The organism is Mesorhizobium sp. ArgA1, assembly GCF_053714375.1.
In genome coordinates, this window is the sequence record NZ_JBSKBQ010000019.1 from 1 (window position 1) to 16,012 (window position 16,012).

General features: G+C 61.3%; 19 protein-coding genes. 15 read left to right on the forward strand and 4 right to left on the reverse strand.

Annotated elements, in window-relative coordinates; genetic code table 11:
* The first annotated feature begins 362 nt into the window (after positions 1-362).
* Positions 363-2,342, forward strand: coding sequence for a bifunctional 2',3'-cyclic-nucleotide 2'-phosphodiesterase/3'-nucleotidase (locus tag ACWGTI_RS27240; protein ID WP_454589984.1), 1,980 nt, complete (start codon positions 363-365; stop codon positions 2,340-2,342).
* Positions 2,343-2,375: 33 nt separating this feature from the next.
* Here the strand turns inward: ACWGTI_RS27240 and ACWGTI_RS27245 are convergent, their stop codons facing one another.
* A complete protein-coding gene (locus tag ACWGTI_RS27245) occupies positions 2,376-3,626 on the reverse strand; it encodes a class I SAM-dependent methyltransferase (protein WP_454589985.1) in 1,251 nt (416 codons plus the stop codon).
* Positions 3,627-3,889: 263 nt separating this feature from the next.
* Between ACWGTI_RS27245 and ACWGTI_RS27250 the strand changes: the two genes are divergently transcribed.
* From ACWGTI_RS27250 to ACWGTI_RS27280, 7 genes are all read left to right on the forward strand, one after another.
* Positions 3,890-4,024 (forward strand): hypothetical protein, encoded by a 135-nt coding sequence (locus tag ACWGTI_RS27250; RefSeq protein ID WP_454589986.1) that lies wholly within the window; start codon positions 3,890-3,892, stop codon positions 4,022-4,024.
* A gap of 115 nt (positions 4,025-4,139) precedes the next feature.
* Entirely contained in the window at positions 4,140-4,430 is a 291-nt protein-coding gene (locus ACWGTI_RS27255; RefSeq protein WP_454589987.1) for a Dabb family protein, read from the forward strand.
* Between the two features lie 298 nt (positions 4,431-4,728).
* On the forward strand, positions 4,729-4,995 hold the full coding sequence (locus ACWGTI_RS27260; RefSeq protein ID WP_454589988.1) for a hypothetical protein: 267 nt from the start codon (positions 4,729-4,731) through the stop codon (positions 4,993-4,995).
* On the forward strand, positions 4,996-5,895 hold the full coding sequence (locus ACWGTI_RS27265; protein ID WP_454589989.1) for a VOC family protein: 900 nt from the start codon (positions 4,996-4,998) through the stop codon (positions 5,893-5,895). It begins immediately after the preceding gene.
* Positions 5,892-6,740 carry a 3-deoxy-8-phosphooctulonate synthase gene (gene kdsA / locus ACWGTI_RS27270; RefSeq protein ID WP_454589990.1) on the forward strand — a complete coding sequence of 283 codons (849 nt, stop codon included), beginning with the start codon at positions 5,892-5,894 and terminating at the stop codon, positions 6,738-6,740. Before ACWGTI_RS27265 ends, kdsA begins: the two co-directional genes overlap by 4 nt.
* 86 nt (positions 6,741-6,826) lie before the next feature.
* Positions 6,827-7,030: a dodecin family protein gene (locus tag ACWGTI_RS27275; RefSeq protein ID WP_454575177.1), complete on the forward strand. Its 204-nt coding sequence runs from the start codon at positions 6,827-6,829 to the stop codon at positions 7,028-7,030.
* 85 nt (positions 7,031-7,115) lie between these two features.
* Positions 7,116-7,481: a PRC-barrel domain-containing protein gene (locus ACWGTI_RS27280; RefSeq protein WP_454575176.1), complete on the forward strand. Its 366-nt coding sequence runs from the start codon at positions 7,116-7,118 to the stop codon at positions 7,479-7,481.
* A gap of 67 nt (positions 7,482-7,548) precedes the next feature.
* Here the strand turns inward: ACWGTI_RS27280 and ACWGTI_RS27285 are convergent, their stop codons facing one another.
* Positions 7,549-7,671, reverse strand: a complete 123-nt coding sequence (locus tag ACWGTI_RS27285) for a hypothetical protein (RefSeq protein ID WP_454575175.1) — start codon at positions 7,669-7,671, stop codon at positions 7,549-7,551.
* Between the two features lie 198 nt (positions 7,672-7,869).
* On the opposite strand from ACWGTI_RS27285, the gene eno reads away from it, so the two are divergent.
* A complete protein-coding gene (eno, locus tag ACWGTI_RS27290) occupies positions 7,870-9,144 on the forward strand; it encodes a phosphopyruvate hydratase (RefSeq protein WP_454589991.1) in 1,275 nt (424 codons plus the stop codon).
* Positions 9,145-9,226: 82 nt separating this feature from the next.
* On the opposite strand, the gene ACWGTI_RS27295 is transcribed toward eno, so the two are convergent.
* The gene (locus ACWGTI_RS27295) at positions 9,227-9,823 is read right to left on the reverse strand and encodes a gamma carbonic anhydrase family protein (protein WP_454589992.1); all 597 of its coding nucleotides are present in this window, start codon (positions 9,821-9,823) and stop codon (positions 9,227-9,229) included.
* Positions 9,820-10,338, reverse strand: a complete 519-nt coding sequence (locus tag ACWGTI_RS27300; RefSeq protein ID WP_454589993.1) for a MarR family winged helix-turn-helix transcriptional regulator — start codon at positions 10,336-10,338, stop codon at positions 9,820-9,822. Before ACWGTI_RS27300 ends, ACWGTI_RS27295 begins: the two co-directional genes overlap by 4 nt.
* 200 nt (positions 10,339-10,538) lie before the next feature.
* Here ACWGTI_RS27300 and ACWGTI_RS27305 point away from each other — a divergent pair, with 200 nt between their 5' ends.
* The 6 genes from ACWGTI_RS27305 (at position 10,539) to ACWGTI_RS27330 (ending at position 15,971) form a co-directional block, all read left to right on the forward strand.
* Positions 10,539-10,865, forward strand: a complete 327-nt coding sequence (locus ACWGTI_RS27305; protein ID WP_454589994.1) for an FtsB family cell division protein — start codon at positions 10,539-10,541, stop codon at positions 10,863-10,865.
* Between the two features lie 190 nt (positions 10,866-11,055).
* On the forward strand, positions 11,056-12,102 hold the full coding sequence (gene pdhA, locus ACWGTI_RS27310; RefSeq protein ID WP_454589995.1) for a pyruvate dehydrogenase (acetyl-transferring) E1 component subunit alpha: 1,047 nt from the start codon (positions 11,056-11,058) through the stop codon (positions 12,100-12,102).
* Between the two features lie 15 nt (positions 12,103-12,117).
* Positions 12,118-13,503 (forward strand): pyruvate dehydrogenase complex E1 component subunit beta, encoded by a 1,386-nt coding sequence (locus ACWGTI_RS27315; protein ID WP_454589996.1) that lies wholly within the window; start codon positions 12,118-12,120, stop codon positions 13,501-13,503.
* Between the two features lie 18 nt (positions 13,504-13,521).
* Entirely contained in the window at positions 13,522-14,892 is a 1,371-nt protein-coding gene (locus tag ACWGTI_RS27320) for a pyruvate dehydrogenase complex dihydrolipoamide acetyltransferase (RefSeq protein WP_454589997.1), read from the forward strand.
* Positions 14,893-14,907: 15 nt separating this feature from the next.
* Entirely contained in the window at positions 14,908-15,333 is a 426-nt protein-coding gene (locus tag ACWGTI_RS27325; protein WP_454589998.1) for a hypothetical protein, read from the forward strand.
* Positions 15,330-15,971, forward strand: coding sequence for an SGNH/GDSL hydrolase family protein (locus ACWGTI_RS27330; protein ID WP_454589999.1), 642 nt, complete (start codon positions 15,330-15,332; stop codon positions 15,969-15,971). Before ACWGTI_RS27325 ends, ACWGTI_RS27330 begins: the two co-directional genes overlap by 4 nt.
* Positions 15,972-16,012: the final 41 nt, after the last annotated feature.

Here is a 16,012-nt window from a genome sequence, read left to right on the forward strand (position 1 = left end):
CGATCAGGCGCTCAACCTCATCGCAACCAACAGCCTCTTCTGGACCTGGACATGACCAAAACGTACAAAGTCGAGCTGAGAGCCCGTTTGGAAATTCTACTCCAGCGGCCATCTGGAGGCGTTTTCTGCGCTTCCGTTGCTCACGGACTTATGTCCGCTCCGCTACGGTTCTCGAAAACACCACCATATGACTCGCCGGAACGAATTTCGAAACGGCCTCTGACGCCTTGCCTCCGGCCAAAGCAATTCATCCAGGTCGTCACCTTTTGCTGATCGACCGACTTCCTGATGGACACGGCCAGTTTTCGGCGCGAAGCTCCCGCCGGGGCTGGGATATCGTCACGTCACTGGGAAGGAAACCAATGTCGCATCTCACCCACCCCGTCTCTCGTCGCGGTTTTCTTGCCGGTGCGGCCGCTAGCGGGGCGCTGGTCATGCTGCATCCGTTCTCCGCCCGCGCTGAGGCCAATCAGGCGCATCTGAGGATCATGGAGACGACAGACATCCATGTGAATGTGCTGCCTTACGATTACTACGCCGACAAAGCGAACGACACGATGGGCCTGTCGCGGACGGCTTCGTTGATCGCGGCGGTGCGCAAGGAAGCCACCAACGCGATGCTGATCGACAATGGTGATCTGCTGCAGGGAAATCCGATGGGCGACTACATCGCCTACGAGAAGGGCCTCAAGGACGGCGACCTGCATCCGATCATGAAGGGCATGAATCTGCTCGGCTATGAATGCTCGACGCTCGGCAATCACGAGTTCAATTACGGCCTGTCGTTCCTCGACAAGGTGCTGGCCGGTGCCAATTTCCCGTTCGTGTGCGCCAATCTGATCCGTGGCACCGAACTCGCCACCAACCCGCGCGACGACAAGCTCTATCTCAGGCCCTATGTCATCCTCGACAAGAAGATCAAGGACGGGTCGGGCGCCGAACAGCCGATCAAGATCGGTGTCATCGGCTTCGTGCCGCCGCAGATCATGGTCTGGGACCTGAAGAATCTGGAAGGCAATGTCCGGACGCGCGACATCGTCGAGGCGGCCAAGGCCTGGGTGCCGCAGATCAAGGAAGAGGGCGCCGACATCGTCATTGCGCTCTCGCATTCCGGCATCGATACCAAGCAGGGCGACGGAATGGAGAACGCCTCGTTCTTCGTTGCCGGCGTCGAAGGAATCGATGCAGTGTTCACCGGCCACCAGCATCTGGTCTTCCCCGGCAAGAAGGATTTTCAGGCGCTCGACGGCGTCGACACCGAAAAGGGCACGCTGCAAGGCAAGCCGGCGGTGATGGGCGGCTTCTGGGGATCGCATATGGGCCTGATCGACCTGCTTCTGGAACGCGACGGATCGAAATGGCGCGTGGTCTCGGCGACCTCGGAAGCACGGCCGATTTACGAGCGCGTCGACAAGGCGAACAAGCCGACTGTTGCCGACGACCAGCGCATCGTCGATGCGTTGAAGGCCGACCATGAGGCGACACTTGCCTATGTTCGCCGTCCGGTCGGCAAAACGTCGGCGCCGCTCTATTCCTATTTTGCGCTGGTGGCAGACGATCCGTCGGTGCAGATCGTCAACCAGGCGCAGAGTTGGTACCTCAAGGACATATTGAAGAGCACGCGGTGGAAGGACGTGCCGCTCCTGTCGGCGGCAGCACCCTTCAAGGCCGGCGGGCGCAATGGCGCCGACTATTACACCGACGTGCCGGTTGGCGACATCGCCATCAAGAACGTCGCCGACCTCTATCTCTATCCCAACACCGTTCGGGCCGTCGAAATCACCGGGGCGCAGGTTAAGGAATGGCTTGAAATGTCAGCCGGCATCTTCAAGAAAATCGAACCTGGCAAGGCCGACCAGGCGCTGATTGACACCGAATTCCCGTCCTACAATTTCGATGTGATCGACGGTGTCAGCTACAGGATAGACCTGTCGCAGCCGCCGAAATACGATGCCAAGGGTGGCGTCGCCAATGCCGGCTCCAGCCGCATCGTCGACCTCAGCTTCGACGGCAAGCCTATTGATACCTCAGCGAGATTCGTCGTAGCCACCAACAATTACCGTGCCGGCGGCGGTGGTAATTTTCCTGACATCAACGCCTCGAAGATCATCTACGAGGCACCGGACACCAACCGCGACGTGATCGTGCGCTACGTCGTCAGCGAGGGCACGATCAATCCGTCGGCCGACGACAATTGGTCGTTCACGCCGCTGTCCGGAACCAGCGTCGTGTTCGAAACCGGACCCAGGGCGAAGGATTTTATCGCGGGGGTGAAGTCCCTCAAGATCGAGCCCCTTGGCGAGGGTGAAGCCGGGTTTGCGAAGTATCGCATCCTGCTTTGAGAAAGAAGCGGGCCAACACCCGCTCAACAGCCTCTACGCCTTGTAGACCACCTGGCGCACGTCGATGTAGCTGGCGCGGAAGCCGGCTTCGCAATAGTGGAGGTAAAACTCCCAGAGCTTCTTGAAGCGGTCGTCGAAGCCGAGCGGGACGATCTTTTCCCACGACTGCCAGAAGCGGTTGCGCCATTCGGCAAGCGTGCGGGCATAGTCGTCCGGAAAGACGCGCTCGCGCAGATGGGCAAGGCCATGGTCGCTGCCCAGCGACTTAAGGATCGACGGCGTCGGCAGCATCCCGCCCGGGAAGACGTAGCGCTGGATGAAATCCGGCCGCGCGCGATAGGTGTCGTAGGCGGCCTCGTTGATGGTGATGATCTGCAGGCCGGCGGTGCCGCCGGGCCTCAGGCACGCCTTCATCTTGCCGAAGAACACCGGCCAGTATTTCTCGCCGACCGCCTCGAACATCTCGATCGACGCAATGCGGTCGTAAGTGCCTGTTTCGTCTCGGTAATCCTGGAGCTTGATGTCGACCTTGTCAGACAGTCCGGCCTTCTGGATGCGCTCCTTGGCGAAGTCGTGCTGTTCGCGGCTGATGGTCAGGCCGGTGACGCGGCAGCCGATCTCGCGCGCGGCAAATTCGGCAAAGCCGCCCCAGCCGCAGCCGATCTCCAGCACATGGTCCTTCTTGCGGATGCCGGTGTCCTTGGCCAGGGCGCGGTATTTGGCGGCCTGCGCGCTTTCCAGGTCGTTGGCGCCCGTGGCATAGAGCGCCGACGAATAGGTCATCGAGGGATCGAGCCATTGCTTGTAGAAGGCATTGCCGAGATCGTAATGCGCCGAAATGTTGCGCTTCGAGCCGGTTCGGGTGTTTTCGTTGAACCAGTGGCGGATCCGCTGGACGGTGTTGATGAGCCAGTTGGCACCGCCGGCGACGCGTTCGCCGATGGCCGAGTTGACGACGAACAGTTCGAGGAAGCTGGTTACGTCAGGGCTTTCCCAGTCGCCGTCCATGTAGGATTCGGCAACGCCGATGGTGCCGCCGGAAAAGGCGCGGCCTGGCAAGCGCCAGTTCTTCAGCACCAGTTCGGCATCGGGGCCGGGCGCATTGCCACCGACAAGAACAGCGCGGCCATCCGGCATTCTTACCTTGAGCGAGCCGCGCGGCAGTTTCATCGCCGCCGACAGCACCATGCGCGCCTTGGCCGGCAAGCCCTTGACGATCTCGGCGAAGTTGAGCTCGTCCAGCCTGATGGCGTCGCCGATGCCCTTGTTTTCCCTAGCAGCCATCTCGCGTCCCCCTGGACTTCCGCGGGGACGGCGCAAAGATCTGCCGGCCTCCACATCCTCCACATTTCATTCGCAGGCGCGAACGCCGCTACCTGCGTGAATTTTCGCCACAATCTTCCACCGCATCGACCAGAACTTCAAGAGGCAGGCTGTGTGCGCGGCGGGACCCAAAGGCAAACCGGCCCGAGGCCAGAATTCGGGCGAGTATCGGCCGTCGGCGAAATCTCTATGGTTACGAACACCCGCATGCGCTAGCTTCAGTCATGCGTTATGTCGTCATCATCATGGCCATCGCCTTTTTCCTGATCTGGGATGGCCTCTACAACAATGGCCGTTATCTCGACAGCACGGTCAGGGAGATGTCGCGCGTCGTGCGCTACGTCACTGGCGGGGGCTAGGTTTTTGCGCCTGTGCAAAGTCGCCTTCCGGCGTTGCCGGGCGCGACATCGTGGCGGTTGACGCGACCGTTTCGCTCACACAAAACATGCCGGCAAATCGAATTTGGAGGCAGGCGTGATCCGGCATATCGTTTTCTTCAGCGCGCGGCGCAAGGACGATGTCGAGGCCGTGCGCACGGGTTTGCTCACGCTGGGCAAGATTCCGCATTCAAGCCTCTTCGAGGTCACGCTCAACACCAAGGTCGATCCGCTATCAGACGCGATCGACGTGGTCGTCTATGCCGAGTTCGAGGACGATGCGGCCTTGGCCGCCTACAAGGCGCACCCGCTCTATGCCGAGGCGACCAGTCGGGTCAAACCCTTGCGCGAATTGCGCTATTCGGCCGATGTCGTGGCGATGGCCTGATCAGGCCGGTAAGAAACTTGGCAGTACTTCACAGGCGGAATTCGTACATCGAGGTGCGCGAGCAACCGAAGCCGGCCTTGAACGGCTCGTCGCCAATGGCAGCCACCATCCGGCACATTTGACGCGCATCCTGGGCGACAGCTGCACTTGCCGTGGGCTGCCCGGAATATAGGTGGTGAGCACAGTCTGGGAGACGCCCGCACTGTCCATGCCTTGCGCGATGATCCAGGTCTGGTTCTGCAGCCCGCCGACCGGGTCGAATGCCGCCGGCCAGATGCCGGGGCGATAAAAATGCGGCGTGATCCGCAAGATCCTGAACGTGCTGCCCGTCATCTATCGCTCAATCCAGAAGTTCAAACGGGGGCAACGCTTGCCATTCGAAAACCGAATCGCACTTCAGAGCCATTTCGCCCAAAGCGAGACCCTTGGCATCTCCCGCGCGGGGGATGCCGTGGCATCAAGTTGGTTCCCGATTAGGGAAATCGCAGGAAACCGTCCTGGCATGACATGCTCCCTCATGAGCGGACGACGCCCCGATCAAGGCGCCATCGGCGGAAATGCTTGAATGGATTTCCGGAATGATGCACACCGCGCCGGCATGACCAGCACAATCCATCCGCTCGACCACCTGGTGCTGCCGACCGCGCGCCTCGATGTGGCGCGGGCGCGGCTGACATCGCTTGGCTTCATCGTCGCTCCAACCGGCATTCACCCCTTCGGCACCGAAAATTGCTGCGTCTTCTTCGCCGACGGCACCTATCTCGAACCACTCGCCGTGGGAGACCACCAAGCTGCCGCGCTGGCGATTGCCGATGGCAATGTGTTTGTCGCGCGCGATCGCCTTTATCGCGCCAATCTGGGCGATGAGGGCTTTTCCGCCGTGGTGGTGGGCACCGGCAATGCCGACGCGGATCACGCGCGCTTTGTCAAAGCCGGCCTGTCGGCGGGCGAGGTATTGAGTTTTTCGCGCGCGTTCACCGACACCGCCGGAAAGAGCGACATGGCGTCGTTCAAGCTGGCATTCGCTTCCGGCGTCGGGTCGACGGACGCTTTTCTGTTTGCCTGCGAGCGGATCAATGCGCCTGACATCGACCGCAGCGCGTTGCAAGCCCATGCCAATGGCGTGACCGGCATTGCCGAAATCGTCGCGGTCAGCGATGCGCCGTCCGAACAGGGCAAGCTGATTTCCGTGGCGACGGGTTTGGAGCAGGGCGCAACGTTCGACCTGCCGAATGCGACCTTGACCGTGCTTGACCCCCAAGCCTTTACCGCGCGCTTCAGGCTTGCGGCTGGTGAGCCGAGCGATCTGCACTTCGCTGCGGTAGTGTTCTCAGTCCGCAATGCCGATGCTACCGCAAGGCTGCTTGCAGCCAACGCCATCCAATACGATATAGCGGGCAACGAAATTGTCGTGCAGCCGGCATCCGGGCAGGGCGCGGCATTCATCTTCCGGGAGATTCAATGAGCAAGCCCATGGCTCCGAATTCGGCGGTAACCGTCGGCAACGTGGTCTTCGACAACAACGCAGCCCTGGCACTGATTGCCGGTCCGTGCCAGTTCGAATCGCGCCAGCACGCCTTCGACATGGCCGGCGCGCTGAAGGAATTGACCGGCAAGCTCGGCATCGGCCTCGTCTACAAGACCAGCTACGACAAGGCCAACCGCACCTCGCTGTCGGCGACGCGCGGCGCCGGGATGGATGCGGCACTTCCGGTCTTCGACGAGTTGCGCAAGGAATTTTCGCTCCCCATTCTGACCGACGTCCACACCGAGGAGCAGTGCGCGATCGTCGCGCAGCATGTCGATGTGCTGCAAATTCCAGCCTTCCTGTCGCGTCAGACCGATATGCTGGTCGCCGCCGCCAAGACCGGCAAGGTGATCAACGTCAAGAAGGGGCAGTTCCTGGCGCCCTGGGACATGAAGAACGTCGTCGCCAAGATCACCGGGTCCGGCAACGCCAATGTGCTCACCACCGAGCGCGGCGCTTCCTTCGGCTACAACACGCTGGTGTCGGACATGCGGGCACTGCCCGTGATGGCCGAGATCGGCGCGCCGGTGATTTTCGACGCCACCCATTCGGTGCAGCAGCCGGGCGGGCAGGGCGGTTCTTCCGGCGGCGAGCGCCGCTTTGTCGAAACGCTTGCTCGTGCTGCCGTCGCCGTCGGCGTCGCTGGTGTCTTCATCGAGACCCACCAGGATCCGGACAATTCGACCTCGTCAGACGGTCCGAACATGCTGCCGCTGAGGGACATGCCGGCTCTGCTCGAAAAGCTGATGGCGTTCGACCGCATCGCCAAGAACGCTGGCTGACCGGCCACGGTGACGGCTAGCTTGTAGTCGGCAAAGGCCGGCTGTAGGCTCCACCTTGCAAATGAGCGTCTTGGCAGGAGGAAGCCATGTCTGTCGCCCGCGTCACCGAAATCACGTCGTCGTCGAAAAAGAGCTTTCAGGACGCCATCGAGAAGGGAATTGCGCGCGCCTCAAAGACCCTGAAGAACGTCGAAGGCGCCTGGATCCAGGACCAGAAGATCGTCGTCGAGGACGGCAAGATCGCGGCCTATCGCGTCAACATGAAGGTGACTTTCATCCTCGCGGATTGAGCGCCTGCCGCTGAAAAAAATCGGGAACTTTCGCCCGCGCCCCTCATTGTCAAAGTACCATCAACGACAGTGAGGAGCATCGGACATGACCACCCAGACAGGCCACACCGAAGCCATTGCCGCTTCGCGCGTCATCGGCACGTCGGTGTACAACACTGAAGGCAGGAACATCGGCAGCATCGAGGACATCATGCTCGACAAGACGTCGAACGGCATCATGTTCGCGGTTATCGGCTTTGGCGGCTTTCTCGGCATCGGCGAGAAGTATCACGCCATTCCATGGGCGAGCCTCGACTACGATGAGAACAGAGGCGGCTATGTCGTGCCGTTCTCCAAGGACCAGCTGAAAGCGGCTCCAGCCTATTCGATCAATGAACTGGCCGGCGCCGACGGCGAGGCCGCACGTGACGCTTCCTATGACTACTACAAGGTCACGCCCTATTGGCATTGATCCGGCGCGCTGACGCCTGACGTGAAAAGGCCCCCGAGGGGGCCTTTTCAATCCGATGGGACGGTTCCTATTGGCCGGCGTAAAGCGTCGACAACTCAGTTGCCGCCTTTGGCGACTGCTGGGTGTCGCATGACGTCAGGAACGCCGCCGCGATCAGGAACAAACTCACGATACCGCTTAACTCGGACATGGCGAAACTCCTCCTGTTTCGCCCCGCGCAGTTGCAACCATAAACCAGAAACGGCCACGCCATGCATGAATTATGATGACAGAAAATTGCGCTTCGTGAATCCCTGACGCGGCACTATTTGCAAGCGCCCCGATTGCCTTTTGCGGCGCTTTGGCTAAGAGGGGCGCGACGCTTAATCGATCAATCGGGGACATCGCAATGACCGCCATCATCGACATTATCGGGCGTGAAATTCTGGACAGCCGCGGAAATCCGACCGTCGAGGTCGATGTTGTTCTCGAAGACGGCTCGATGGGCCGCGCCGCGGTGCCGTCGGGCGCCTCGACCGGCGCCCACGAAGCCGTCGAGCTTCGCGACGGCGGCGCCCGCTATCTCGGAAAGGGCGTGCTCAAGGCAGTCGAGGCCGTCAATGGCGAGCTGTTCGAGGCAATCGGCGGCATGGAGGCCGAGAACCAGATCCACATCGACCAGACCATGATCGAGCTCGACGGCACGCCGAACAAGAGCCGCCTCGGCGCCAACGCCATCCTCGGCGTCTCGCTGGCGGTGGCCAAGGCGGCCGCGGAAGCCGCCAGCCTGCCCCTCTACCGCTATGTCGGCGGCACCAAGGCCCATTTGCTGCCAGTGCCGATGATGAACATCATCAATGGCGGCGCGCATGCCGACAACCCGATCGACTTCCAGGAATTCATGATCCTGCCGGTCGGCGCGCCGACGCTGCGTGAAGGCGTGCGCTGGGGTTCGGAAATCTTCCACACGCTGAGGAAGAAGCTCAAGGACGCCGGCCACAACACCAATGTCGGCGACGAAGGTGGCTTTGCCCCGAACCTGAAGAGCGCGCCGGTGGCGCTCGACTTCATCATGGAATCGATCGAGAAGGCCGGCTTCAAGCCGGGCGAAGAGATCGCGCTCGGCCTCGATTGCGCGGCGACCGAATTCTTCAAGGACGGCAACTATGTCTATGAAGGCGAGAAGAAGACCCGCGATCCCAAGGCGCAGGCCAAATACCTGGCCAAGCTCGCCGCCGACTATCCGATCATCTCGATCGAGGACGGTCTGGCCGAGGACGACTGGGAAGGCTGGAAGTACCTGACCGATTTGATCGGCAAGAAGACGCAGCTGGTCGGCGACGATCTGTTCGTCACCAACACGGCGCGGCTGCGCGACGGCATTCGCATGGGCGTCGCCAACTCGATCCTGGTCAAGGTCAACCAGATCGGGTCGCTGACCGAGACGCTCGACGCCGTCGAGACCGCGCACAAGGCCGGCTACACTGCCGTCATGTCGCACCGTTCGGGCGAAACCGAGGATTCGACCATCGCCGATCTCGCCGTCGCCACCAATTGCGGGCAGATCAAGACCGGTTCGCTGTCGCGCTCCGACCGCATGGCCAAGTACAACCAGCTGATCCGCATCGAGGAAGAGCTCGGCCAGCAGGCGCGCTACGCCGGCACGTCGGTGGTGAAGGGCTGATCTGCGCGTCCTCGGTCGGGCCCCTGGGCGCCATGCACTAGCGAGCTTGAACTGGAACGCTTTCTGCTGCGGCGGAAAGCGCTCAAGCGCTTCCCGTGCGATGCACGCCTAGCGCCACCGAGAGATTTGCAGTGATTTTCTGCATTGCATCCGGCAAGTTTCGGTCGACACCGTAGACGAAGCTTGGGAAATCGAGCGGTTTCTGGTGAGACCAGATCGCCTCATGCTGGTCGGGAGGCAGGAGTTGAGCCGGGTCGCCAACGGCAATCCAGCCGATCGGTACGATCGTACCAGGTTCGAGGCGGGTGCGCAGGTGAACGGTGCCATTGATGCGGACTTCCGATCCGCGCCCTATGTGCGCACCATGGAAAACCGCCGCACCTGTGGCGATAAAAACTTCATCGCCGACTTCTGCACCAACCACGTGGCTGTTGGGACCTACAACGCAATAATTCCCGATAGTACAAGGGTGACTTGCTGTGGCCCGGATCACCGCATTTTCCAACACGATACAGTTGCGGCCAATGCGGATCGATCCGCCAGCCTCGGCCACAAGGCGTGCGCCATGCATAACCCGGCTGCCAGCGCCGATGACGACATCGCCGGATACTGTGGCATCTGGGGCGGCCCAGGCATCGGTATCGATCGCAGGCGAATGCCCCGCATAAGAAATGATCATCGCTCGCTCTCCTTTATCTCGATCTCAGCCGCGCGGCAGCCGATCGGACAAATCTCAGCTCCGCAAAGATCATGCTCGCAGAGCCGACACGTTGTTTTCGCGAAAGCACGGGAAGTAGTCGCGTCGGCAAGAATCTCGTCCAGCATGGACACAAAGTGCCGCCGCTCATCCGGTTGCAGCACAGACAGCAATCCGTCGAGCGCCACGAGCCGGAGAGCTTGCATTTCCTTTACCTGTACGTGGCCAGTCTCCGTCAGCGTCAGCGGAGTGACGCGACCCTCCGGTTTGCCACGCACTATTAGCGCCTGCCGCTCCAGTCCGTCGATCAAACGCACGGCAGTCGGTTGACTGACGCCGACGACCTCGGCTAGCTCCGTCGTCGTCAACCCCGGTTTGAAGTGCAGCATCGACAGCACTGCCGCCGCGCTCGGTGAAAGCTCTCTCAAGGACCCTTCCGTCCTGTCGCGAATTATGGCGCCGAGCGCGCCGAGTTTGTTGGCGTCTAATAATTGCATAGCGTATGCATATATTACTGGGAGAGAACGTCAACCGCTTTTCGCGCATTGCAAGCTGCGACCGCAAAGGGATGGAGAAGAAAATCGACAAGCTGGGATGCAACTTGCCGAGTTGGTCATCTCCGCTCGCAAAATCCCATGGTCCGTAACCCTCCATTAAGCACAATCGGGCGACAAAAGGCGGTCAAAGGATTGCGACCATGTGGACACGCCAGCACAAGCAGAGAAACACCGGCCGGCTGATCATCCCGTCGCTTTGCGTGGCGTTCCTGGCCTATTTCGGATTCCACGCCTATCATGGCGAGTTCGGCATCTACTCCAAATACCAGCTCGAAGCACAGACCGTCGAATTGCAGGCGAAATACGATGCCATCAAGGCGCGCCGGGTCGATCTGGAGCGGCGCGTGCAACTGATGCATGAAGGCACGCTTGAGAAGGATATGCTTGACGAGCAGGCGCGCCGGGCGCTCAATCTGTCCCAGGCCGATGAAATCACCATCATGCTGCCGGCCAATCGAAATAACTGAATTCCAGTTAATCGTTGTTATCTCTAATGATTCTAACCGTTTAGACGCATGCCAGCCATGCATTTTTCTGCATGGCGAAACGCGGTCTCGCATGTTAGCCTCCTCCAAATCGGTGGGGAGGAGCTGATCTCCCCAGAGCAGGCTTGATCTGCTTTAGTGTCCGCAAAGAGACGCCAACAGGGAGTGATGCATGGCCACCGCCGCCAAAAAAGCGCCTGCCAAATCCGTTAAATCGACATCCGCCAAATCGTCGGGACTTTCCGCCCCCAAACCGGCCGACTTCACCAAGGACGAGGAGCTTGCCGCCTACCGGCACATGTTGCTCATCCGCCGCTTTGAGGAAAAGGCCGGCCAGCTCTACGGCATGGGCTTCATCGGCGGCTTCTGTCACCTCTATATCGGCCAGGAAGCGGTCGTCACCGGCATGAAGATGGCGCTGATCGACGGCGACCAGATGATCACCGCCTATCGCGACCACGGCCACATGCTGGCGATGGAGCTGTCGCCGCGCGGCGTCATGGCCGAACTGACCGGCCGCCGCGGCGGCCTGTCGAAGGGCAAGGGCGGCTCCATGCACATGTTTTCCAAGGAGAAGCATTTTTATGGTGGCCACGGCATTGTCGGCGCGCAGGTGTCTCTCGGCACGGGGCTGGCCTTCGCCAACCGCTACCGCGACAACAACAATGTGTCGCTGACCTATTTCGGCGATGGTGCTGCCAACCAGGGCCAGGTCTATGAAAGCTTCAACATGGCCTCGCTGTGGAAGCTGCCGGTGATCTACATCATCGAGAACAACCGCTACGCCATGGGCACTTCGGTGTCGCGCTCGTCGGCCGAAACCAATTTTTCGCATCGCGGCGCCTCGTTCAAGATTCCCGGCATCCAGGTCGACGGCATGGATGTGCGTGCGGTCAAATCTGCAGGCGATCAGGCGACTGAATGGTGCCGTGCCGGCAACGGGCCGATCATTCTGGAAATGCAGACCTATCGCTATCGCGGTCATTCGATGTCGGACCCCGCGAAATACCGCTCGAAGGAAGAAGTGCAGAAGATGCGGTCCGACCATGACCCGATCGAGCAGGTCAAGGCACGGCTGACGGCCAAGAAGTGGGCCAGCGAGGACGAGCTCAAAAATATCGACAAGGAAGTCCGCGACATCGTCGCCGACGCCGCTGAATTCGCCCAGCACGACGCCGAGCCGGATCCGTCCGAGCTCTGGACCGACATCGTATTGTAACGGGAGGGCAAGGACATGCCGATCGAAATTCTCATGCCCGCTCTCTCGCCGACGATGGAAGAGGGCAATCTTTCCAAGTGGTTGAAGAACGAAGGCGACAAGGTCGTCGCCGGCGACGTGATCGCCGAGATCGAGACCGACAAGGCGACGATGGAAGTCGAAGCGGTGGATGAAGGCACGCTTGCCAAGATCGTGGTGCCTGCCGGTACCGAAGGCGTCAAGGTCAACGCGGTGATCGCCGTGCTTGCGGTCGACGGCGAAGACGTCGACAAGGCTGGCGAAGGCATCGGCGAAGAGCCTCCCAAGGCTGATGCAGCCGCGCCTGCGCCGGCTGCTGCCAAGAGCGAGGCTGCCGCGCCCGTCGCTGCCGCACCGAAGACGGAAGTCGCCGCCGATCCCGACATCCCGGCCGGCACCGAGATGGTCTCGACCACGGTGCGCGAGGCGCTGCGTGACGCCATGGCCGAAGAGATGCGTCGCGACGGCGACGTCTTCGTCATGGGCGAGGAGGTTGCCGAGTACCAGGGCGCCTACAAGATCACGCAAGGGTTGCTGCAGGAATTCGGCCCGCGCCGCGTCGTCGACACGCCGATCACCGAGCATGGCTTTGCCGGCGTCGGCGTTGGTGCGGCGATGGCCGGCCTGAAGCCGATCGTCGAGTTCATGACCTTCAACTTCGCCATGCAGGCGATCGACCAGATCATCAACTCGGCGGCCAAGACGCTTTACATGTCGGGCGGCCAGATGGGCGCGCCGATCGTGTTCCGCGGACCGAACGGGGCTGCCGCCCGCGTCGGCGCCCAGCATTCGCAGTGCTACGCCGCCTGGTACAGCCACATCCCCGGCCTGAAGGTGGTGATGCCGTATACGGCGGCCGACGCCAAAGGCCTGCTCAAGGCGGCGATCCGCGACCCGAACCCGGTCATCTTCCTCGAAAACGAAATCCTCTACGGCCAGTCCTTCGACGTGCCGAAGCTCGACGATTTCGTGCTGCCGATCGGCAAGGCGCGCATCCACAAGCAGGGCAAGGATGTCACCATCGTCTCCTTCGGCATCGGCATGACCTATGCCATCAAGGCGGAAGCCGAGTTGCGTGGCATGGGCATCGATGCCGAGATCATCGATCTCAGGTCCATCCGTCCGCTCGACCTCGACACAATCATCGCTTCGGTGAAGAAGACCAACCGCCTGATCGTGGTGGAGGAAGGCTTCCCGCAGAGCTCGGTCGGCGACCACATCGCCAACCAGGTATCGCAGCGCGCCTTCGACTTCCTCGACGCGCCGGTGATCACCATTGCCGGCAAGGACGTGCCGATGCCTTACGCGGCGAACCTCGAGAAGCTGGCCCTGCCCAATGTCGGCGAGGTCATCGAGGCGGTCAAAGCCGTCACCTATCGCTAAGCCGGCCGGGAGGACATCATGCCAATCAACATCACCATGCCGGCGCTCTCGCCCACGATGGAAGAGGGCAATCTTTCCAAATGGCTCGTGAAAGAGGGCGACAAGGTTTCGCCGGGTGACGTGATCGCTGAGATCGAGACCGACAAGGCGACGATGGAGGTCGAGGCGGTCGATGAGGGTACGGTAGCCAAGCTCGTCGTTCCCGCAGGCACCGAAGGGGTCAAGGTCAATGCGCTGATCGCGATCCTCGCCGGCGAAGGTGAGGATGCAGGGGCCGCGGCAAAGGGTGGCGGCGATGCCGCGCCCAAGGCCGAGGTTCCGAAAGCCGAAGCTCCGAAAGCTGAAGCACCAAAGGCGCAAGCCGCTGCCGCGGCGCCCGCGCCGACGAAGGCCGAGGCCGCGCCAGTTGCTAACGGCCACGCCGGGGGCGAGCGTACCTTCGCATCACCGCTGGCACGTCGCATTGCCAAAGACGCAGGCGTCGACGTCTCTGCCGTGACGGGCACTGGGCCGCATGGCCGAGTCGTCAAGGCCGATGTCGAAGCGGCGATTGCCGGCGGCGGCGCCAAGGCGGCCCCGGCCGCAAAGGCACCTCCTGCTGCCGGCGCGCCCGCTGCTCCGGTTGCCGCGCCCAAGGCGATGTCGGACGAGCAGGTGCTGAAGCTGTTCGCCGAAGGCTCCTACGAACTCGTTCCGCACGACAATATGCGCAAGACCATCGCGCGCCGCCTGGTCGAGGCCAAGTCGACCATCCCGCACTTCTACCTGACGCTCGATTGCGAGCTCGATGCGCTGCTCGCCCTGCGCACGCAGTTGAATGCCGCCGCTCCGACGAAGAAGACCGACAAGGGTGAGGCTCCCATCTACAAGCTGTCGGTCAATGATATGGTGATCAAGGCGATGGCGATGGCGCTGATGGCGGTGCCGGATGCCAATGCGTCGTGGACCGACAGCGCCATGGTCAAGCACAAGCATGCCGATGTCGGCGTTGCCGTGTCGATCCCCGGCGGCCTGATCACGCCGATCATCCGCCACGCCGACGAAAAGACGCTGTCCACAATTTCCAACGAGATGAAGGATCTCGCCAGCCGCGCCCGCAGCCGCAAGCTGAAGCCGGAGGAGTATCAGGGCGGCACCACGGCGGTGTCCAATCTCGGCATGTTCGGCATCAAGGACTTTGCCGCCGTCATCAACCCGCCGCATGCGACAATCCTCGCGGTGGGTGCCGGCGAGCAGCGCCCGGTGGTCAAGAATGGCGAGATCAAGATCGCCAACGTCATGTCGGTGACGCTGTCGACCGATCACCGCGCCGTCGACGGTGCGCTTGGCGCCGAACTTCTGGTCGCCTTCAAGCGCATGATCGAAAACCCGATGGGCATGCTGGTTTAGGGTAGGAAAAGGGCGGTGCGGATAGTCTTCACCTCCTTCATGGCCTTCTTCCTGTCCTTGCTTGCCGGCGCCATCGGTGCGGTAGGATTGGCAGTAAACACAGGCGCGCACGAGGAATACATTCTCGTGTTCTTCGCGAGCGGGCTGGTCACCACTGTCGTGACGATATTGTTTTTCATTGCACAGTTTTTTCCCAATTCGCTCAAGGCCATCAATTGGGTTGGGATCGGGACATTCGCCTTGTTCGTTCTGATTGGTTTCGGCTTGATCGGCTGGACTTTTTCCCAACCGCCCGAGGGACGCGATTGGGGAGGGAACCTGCCAATCATCGCAGGGTTGGTTCTGCCGAGCCTGGGTACGATTGTGGTGCATTGGCTGTTCGTACGGTGGCGGGTTAGACGCGGGCAGCCGGGTTTTGGCAGAGGCGAGGCAAGGGCGTGAAGACAATTCTCTGCTATGGCGACTCCCTGACCTGGGGCTACGACGCCGCAAGCCTTGGCCGGCATGCTCTGGAAGACCGCTGGTCGAGTGTGCTCAAGGTGGCGCTGGACGACGATGATATCGAAGTCATTGCCGAGGGCTTGAATGGCCGCACCACCGCCTTCGACGACCATCTGGCAGGCGCGGACCGCAACGGTGCAAGACTGCTGCCGACGATCCTGACGACGCATGCACCGATCGACCTGATCGTCATCATGCTCGGCGCCAACGACATGAAGCCGTGGATCCACGGCAACCCGGTCGCCGCCAAGCAGGGCATGCAACGCTTGATCGACATCGTGCGCGGCCACGACTATCCGTTCGACTGGCCCGCGCCGCAGATCCTGATCGTGGCACCGCCCGCGGTCAGCCGCACCGACAATGCCGAATTCAAGGAAATGTTTGCCGGCGGCGACGAAGCTTCGAAGCGGCTGGCGCCGCAATATTCGATCCTTGCCGACGAGGTCGGCTGCGGCTTTTTCGACGCCGGAACCGTGGCTGAGACCACGCCGCTCGACGGTGTTCATCTCGATGCGGAAAACACACGCAACATAGGTGAGGCATTGGCGCCATTGGTGCGCGTGATGCTGGAACTCTAGATCATAGAAGTGAGCATGACGTCGTCCGAAAACCGCTTCAC

Coding starts and splice junctions, on each gene's coding strand:
- ACWGTI_RS27265 (WP_454589989.1), top strand. CDS start 4,996: ATGGATTTCCGGAATGATGCACACCGCGCCGGCATGACCAGCACAATC.
- ACWGTI_RS27280 (WP_454575176.1), top strand. CDS start 7,116: ATGACCACCCAGACAGGCCACACCGAAGCCATTGCCGCTTCGCGCGTC.
- ACWGTI_RS27245 (WP_454589985.1), bottom strand. CDS start 3,626: ATGGCTGCTAGGGAAAACAAGGGCATCGGCGACGCCATCAGGCTGGAC.
- kdsA (WP_454589990.1), top strand. CDS start 5,892: ATGAGCAAGCCCATGGCTCCGAATTCGGCGGTAACCGTCGGCAACGTG.
- ACWGTI_RS27240 (WP_454589984.1), top strand. CDS start 363: ATGTCGCATCTCACCCACCCCGTCTCTCGTCGCGGTTTTCTTGCCGGT.
- ACWGTI_RS27275 (WP_454575177.1), top strand. CDS start 6,827: ATGTCTGTCGCCCGCGTCACCGAAATCACGTCGTCGTCGAAAAAGAGC.
- eno (WP_454589991.1), top strand. CDS start 7,870: ATGACCGCCATCATCGACATTATCGGGCGTGAAATTCTGGACAGCCGC.
- ACWGTI_RS27320 (WP_454589997.1), top strand. CDS start 13,522: ATGCCAATCAACATCACCATGCCGGCGCTCTCGCCCACGATGGAAGAG.
- ACWGTI_RS27305 (WP_454589994.1), top strand. CDS start 10,539: ATGTGGACACGCCAGCACAAGCAGAGAAACACCGGCCGGCTGATCATC.
- ACWGTI_RS27250 (WP_454589986.1), top strand. CDS start 3,890: ATGCGTTATGTCGTCATCATCATGGCCATCGCCTTTTTCCTGATCTGG.
- ACWGTI_RS27295 (WP_454589992.1), bottom strand. CDS start 9,823: ATGATCATTTCTTATGCGGGGCATTCGCCTGCGATCGATACCGATGCC.
- ACWGTI_RS27315 (WP_454589996.1), top strand. CDS start 12,118: ATGCCGATCGAAATTCTCATGCCCGCTCTCTCGCCGACGATGGAAGAG.
- ACWGTI_RS27300 (WP_454589993.1), bottom strand. CDS start 10,338: ATGCAATTATTAGACGCCAACAAACTCGGCGCGCTCGGCGCCATAATT.
- ACWGTI_RS27285 (WP_454575175.1), bottom strand. CDS start 7,671: ATGTCCGAGTTAAGCGGTATCGTGAGTTTGTTCCTGATCGCGGCGGCG.
- pdhA (WP_454589995.1), top strand. CDS start 11,056: ATGGCCACCGCCGCCAAAAAAGCGCCTGCCAAATCCGTTAAATCGACA.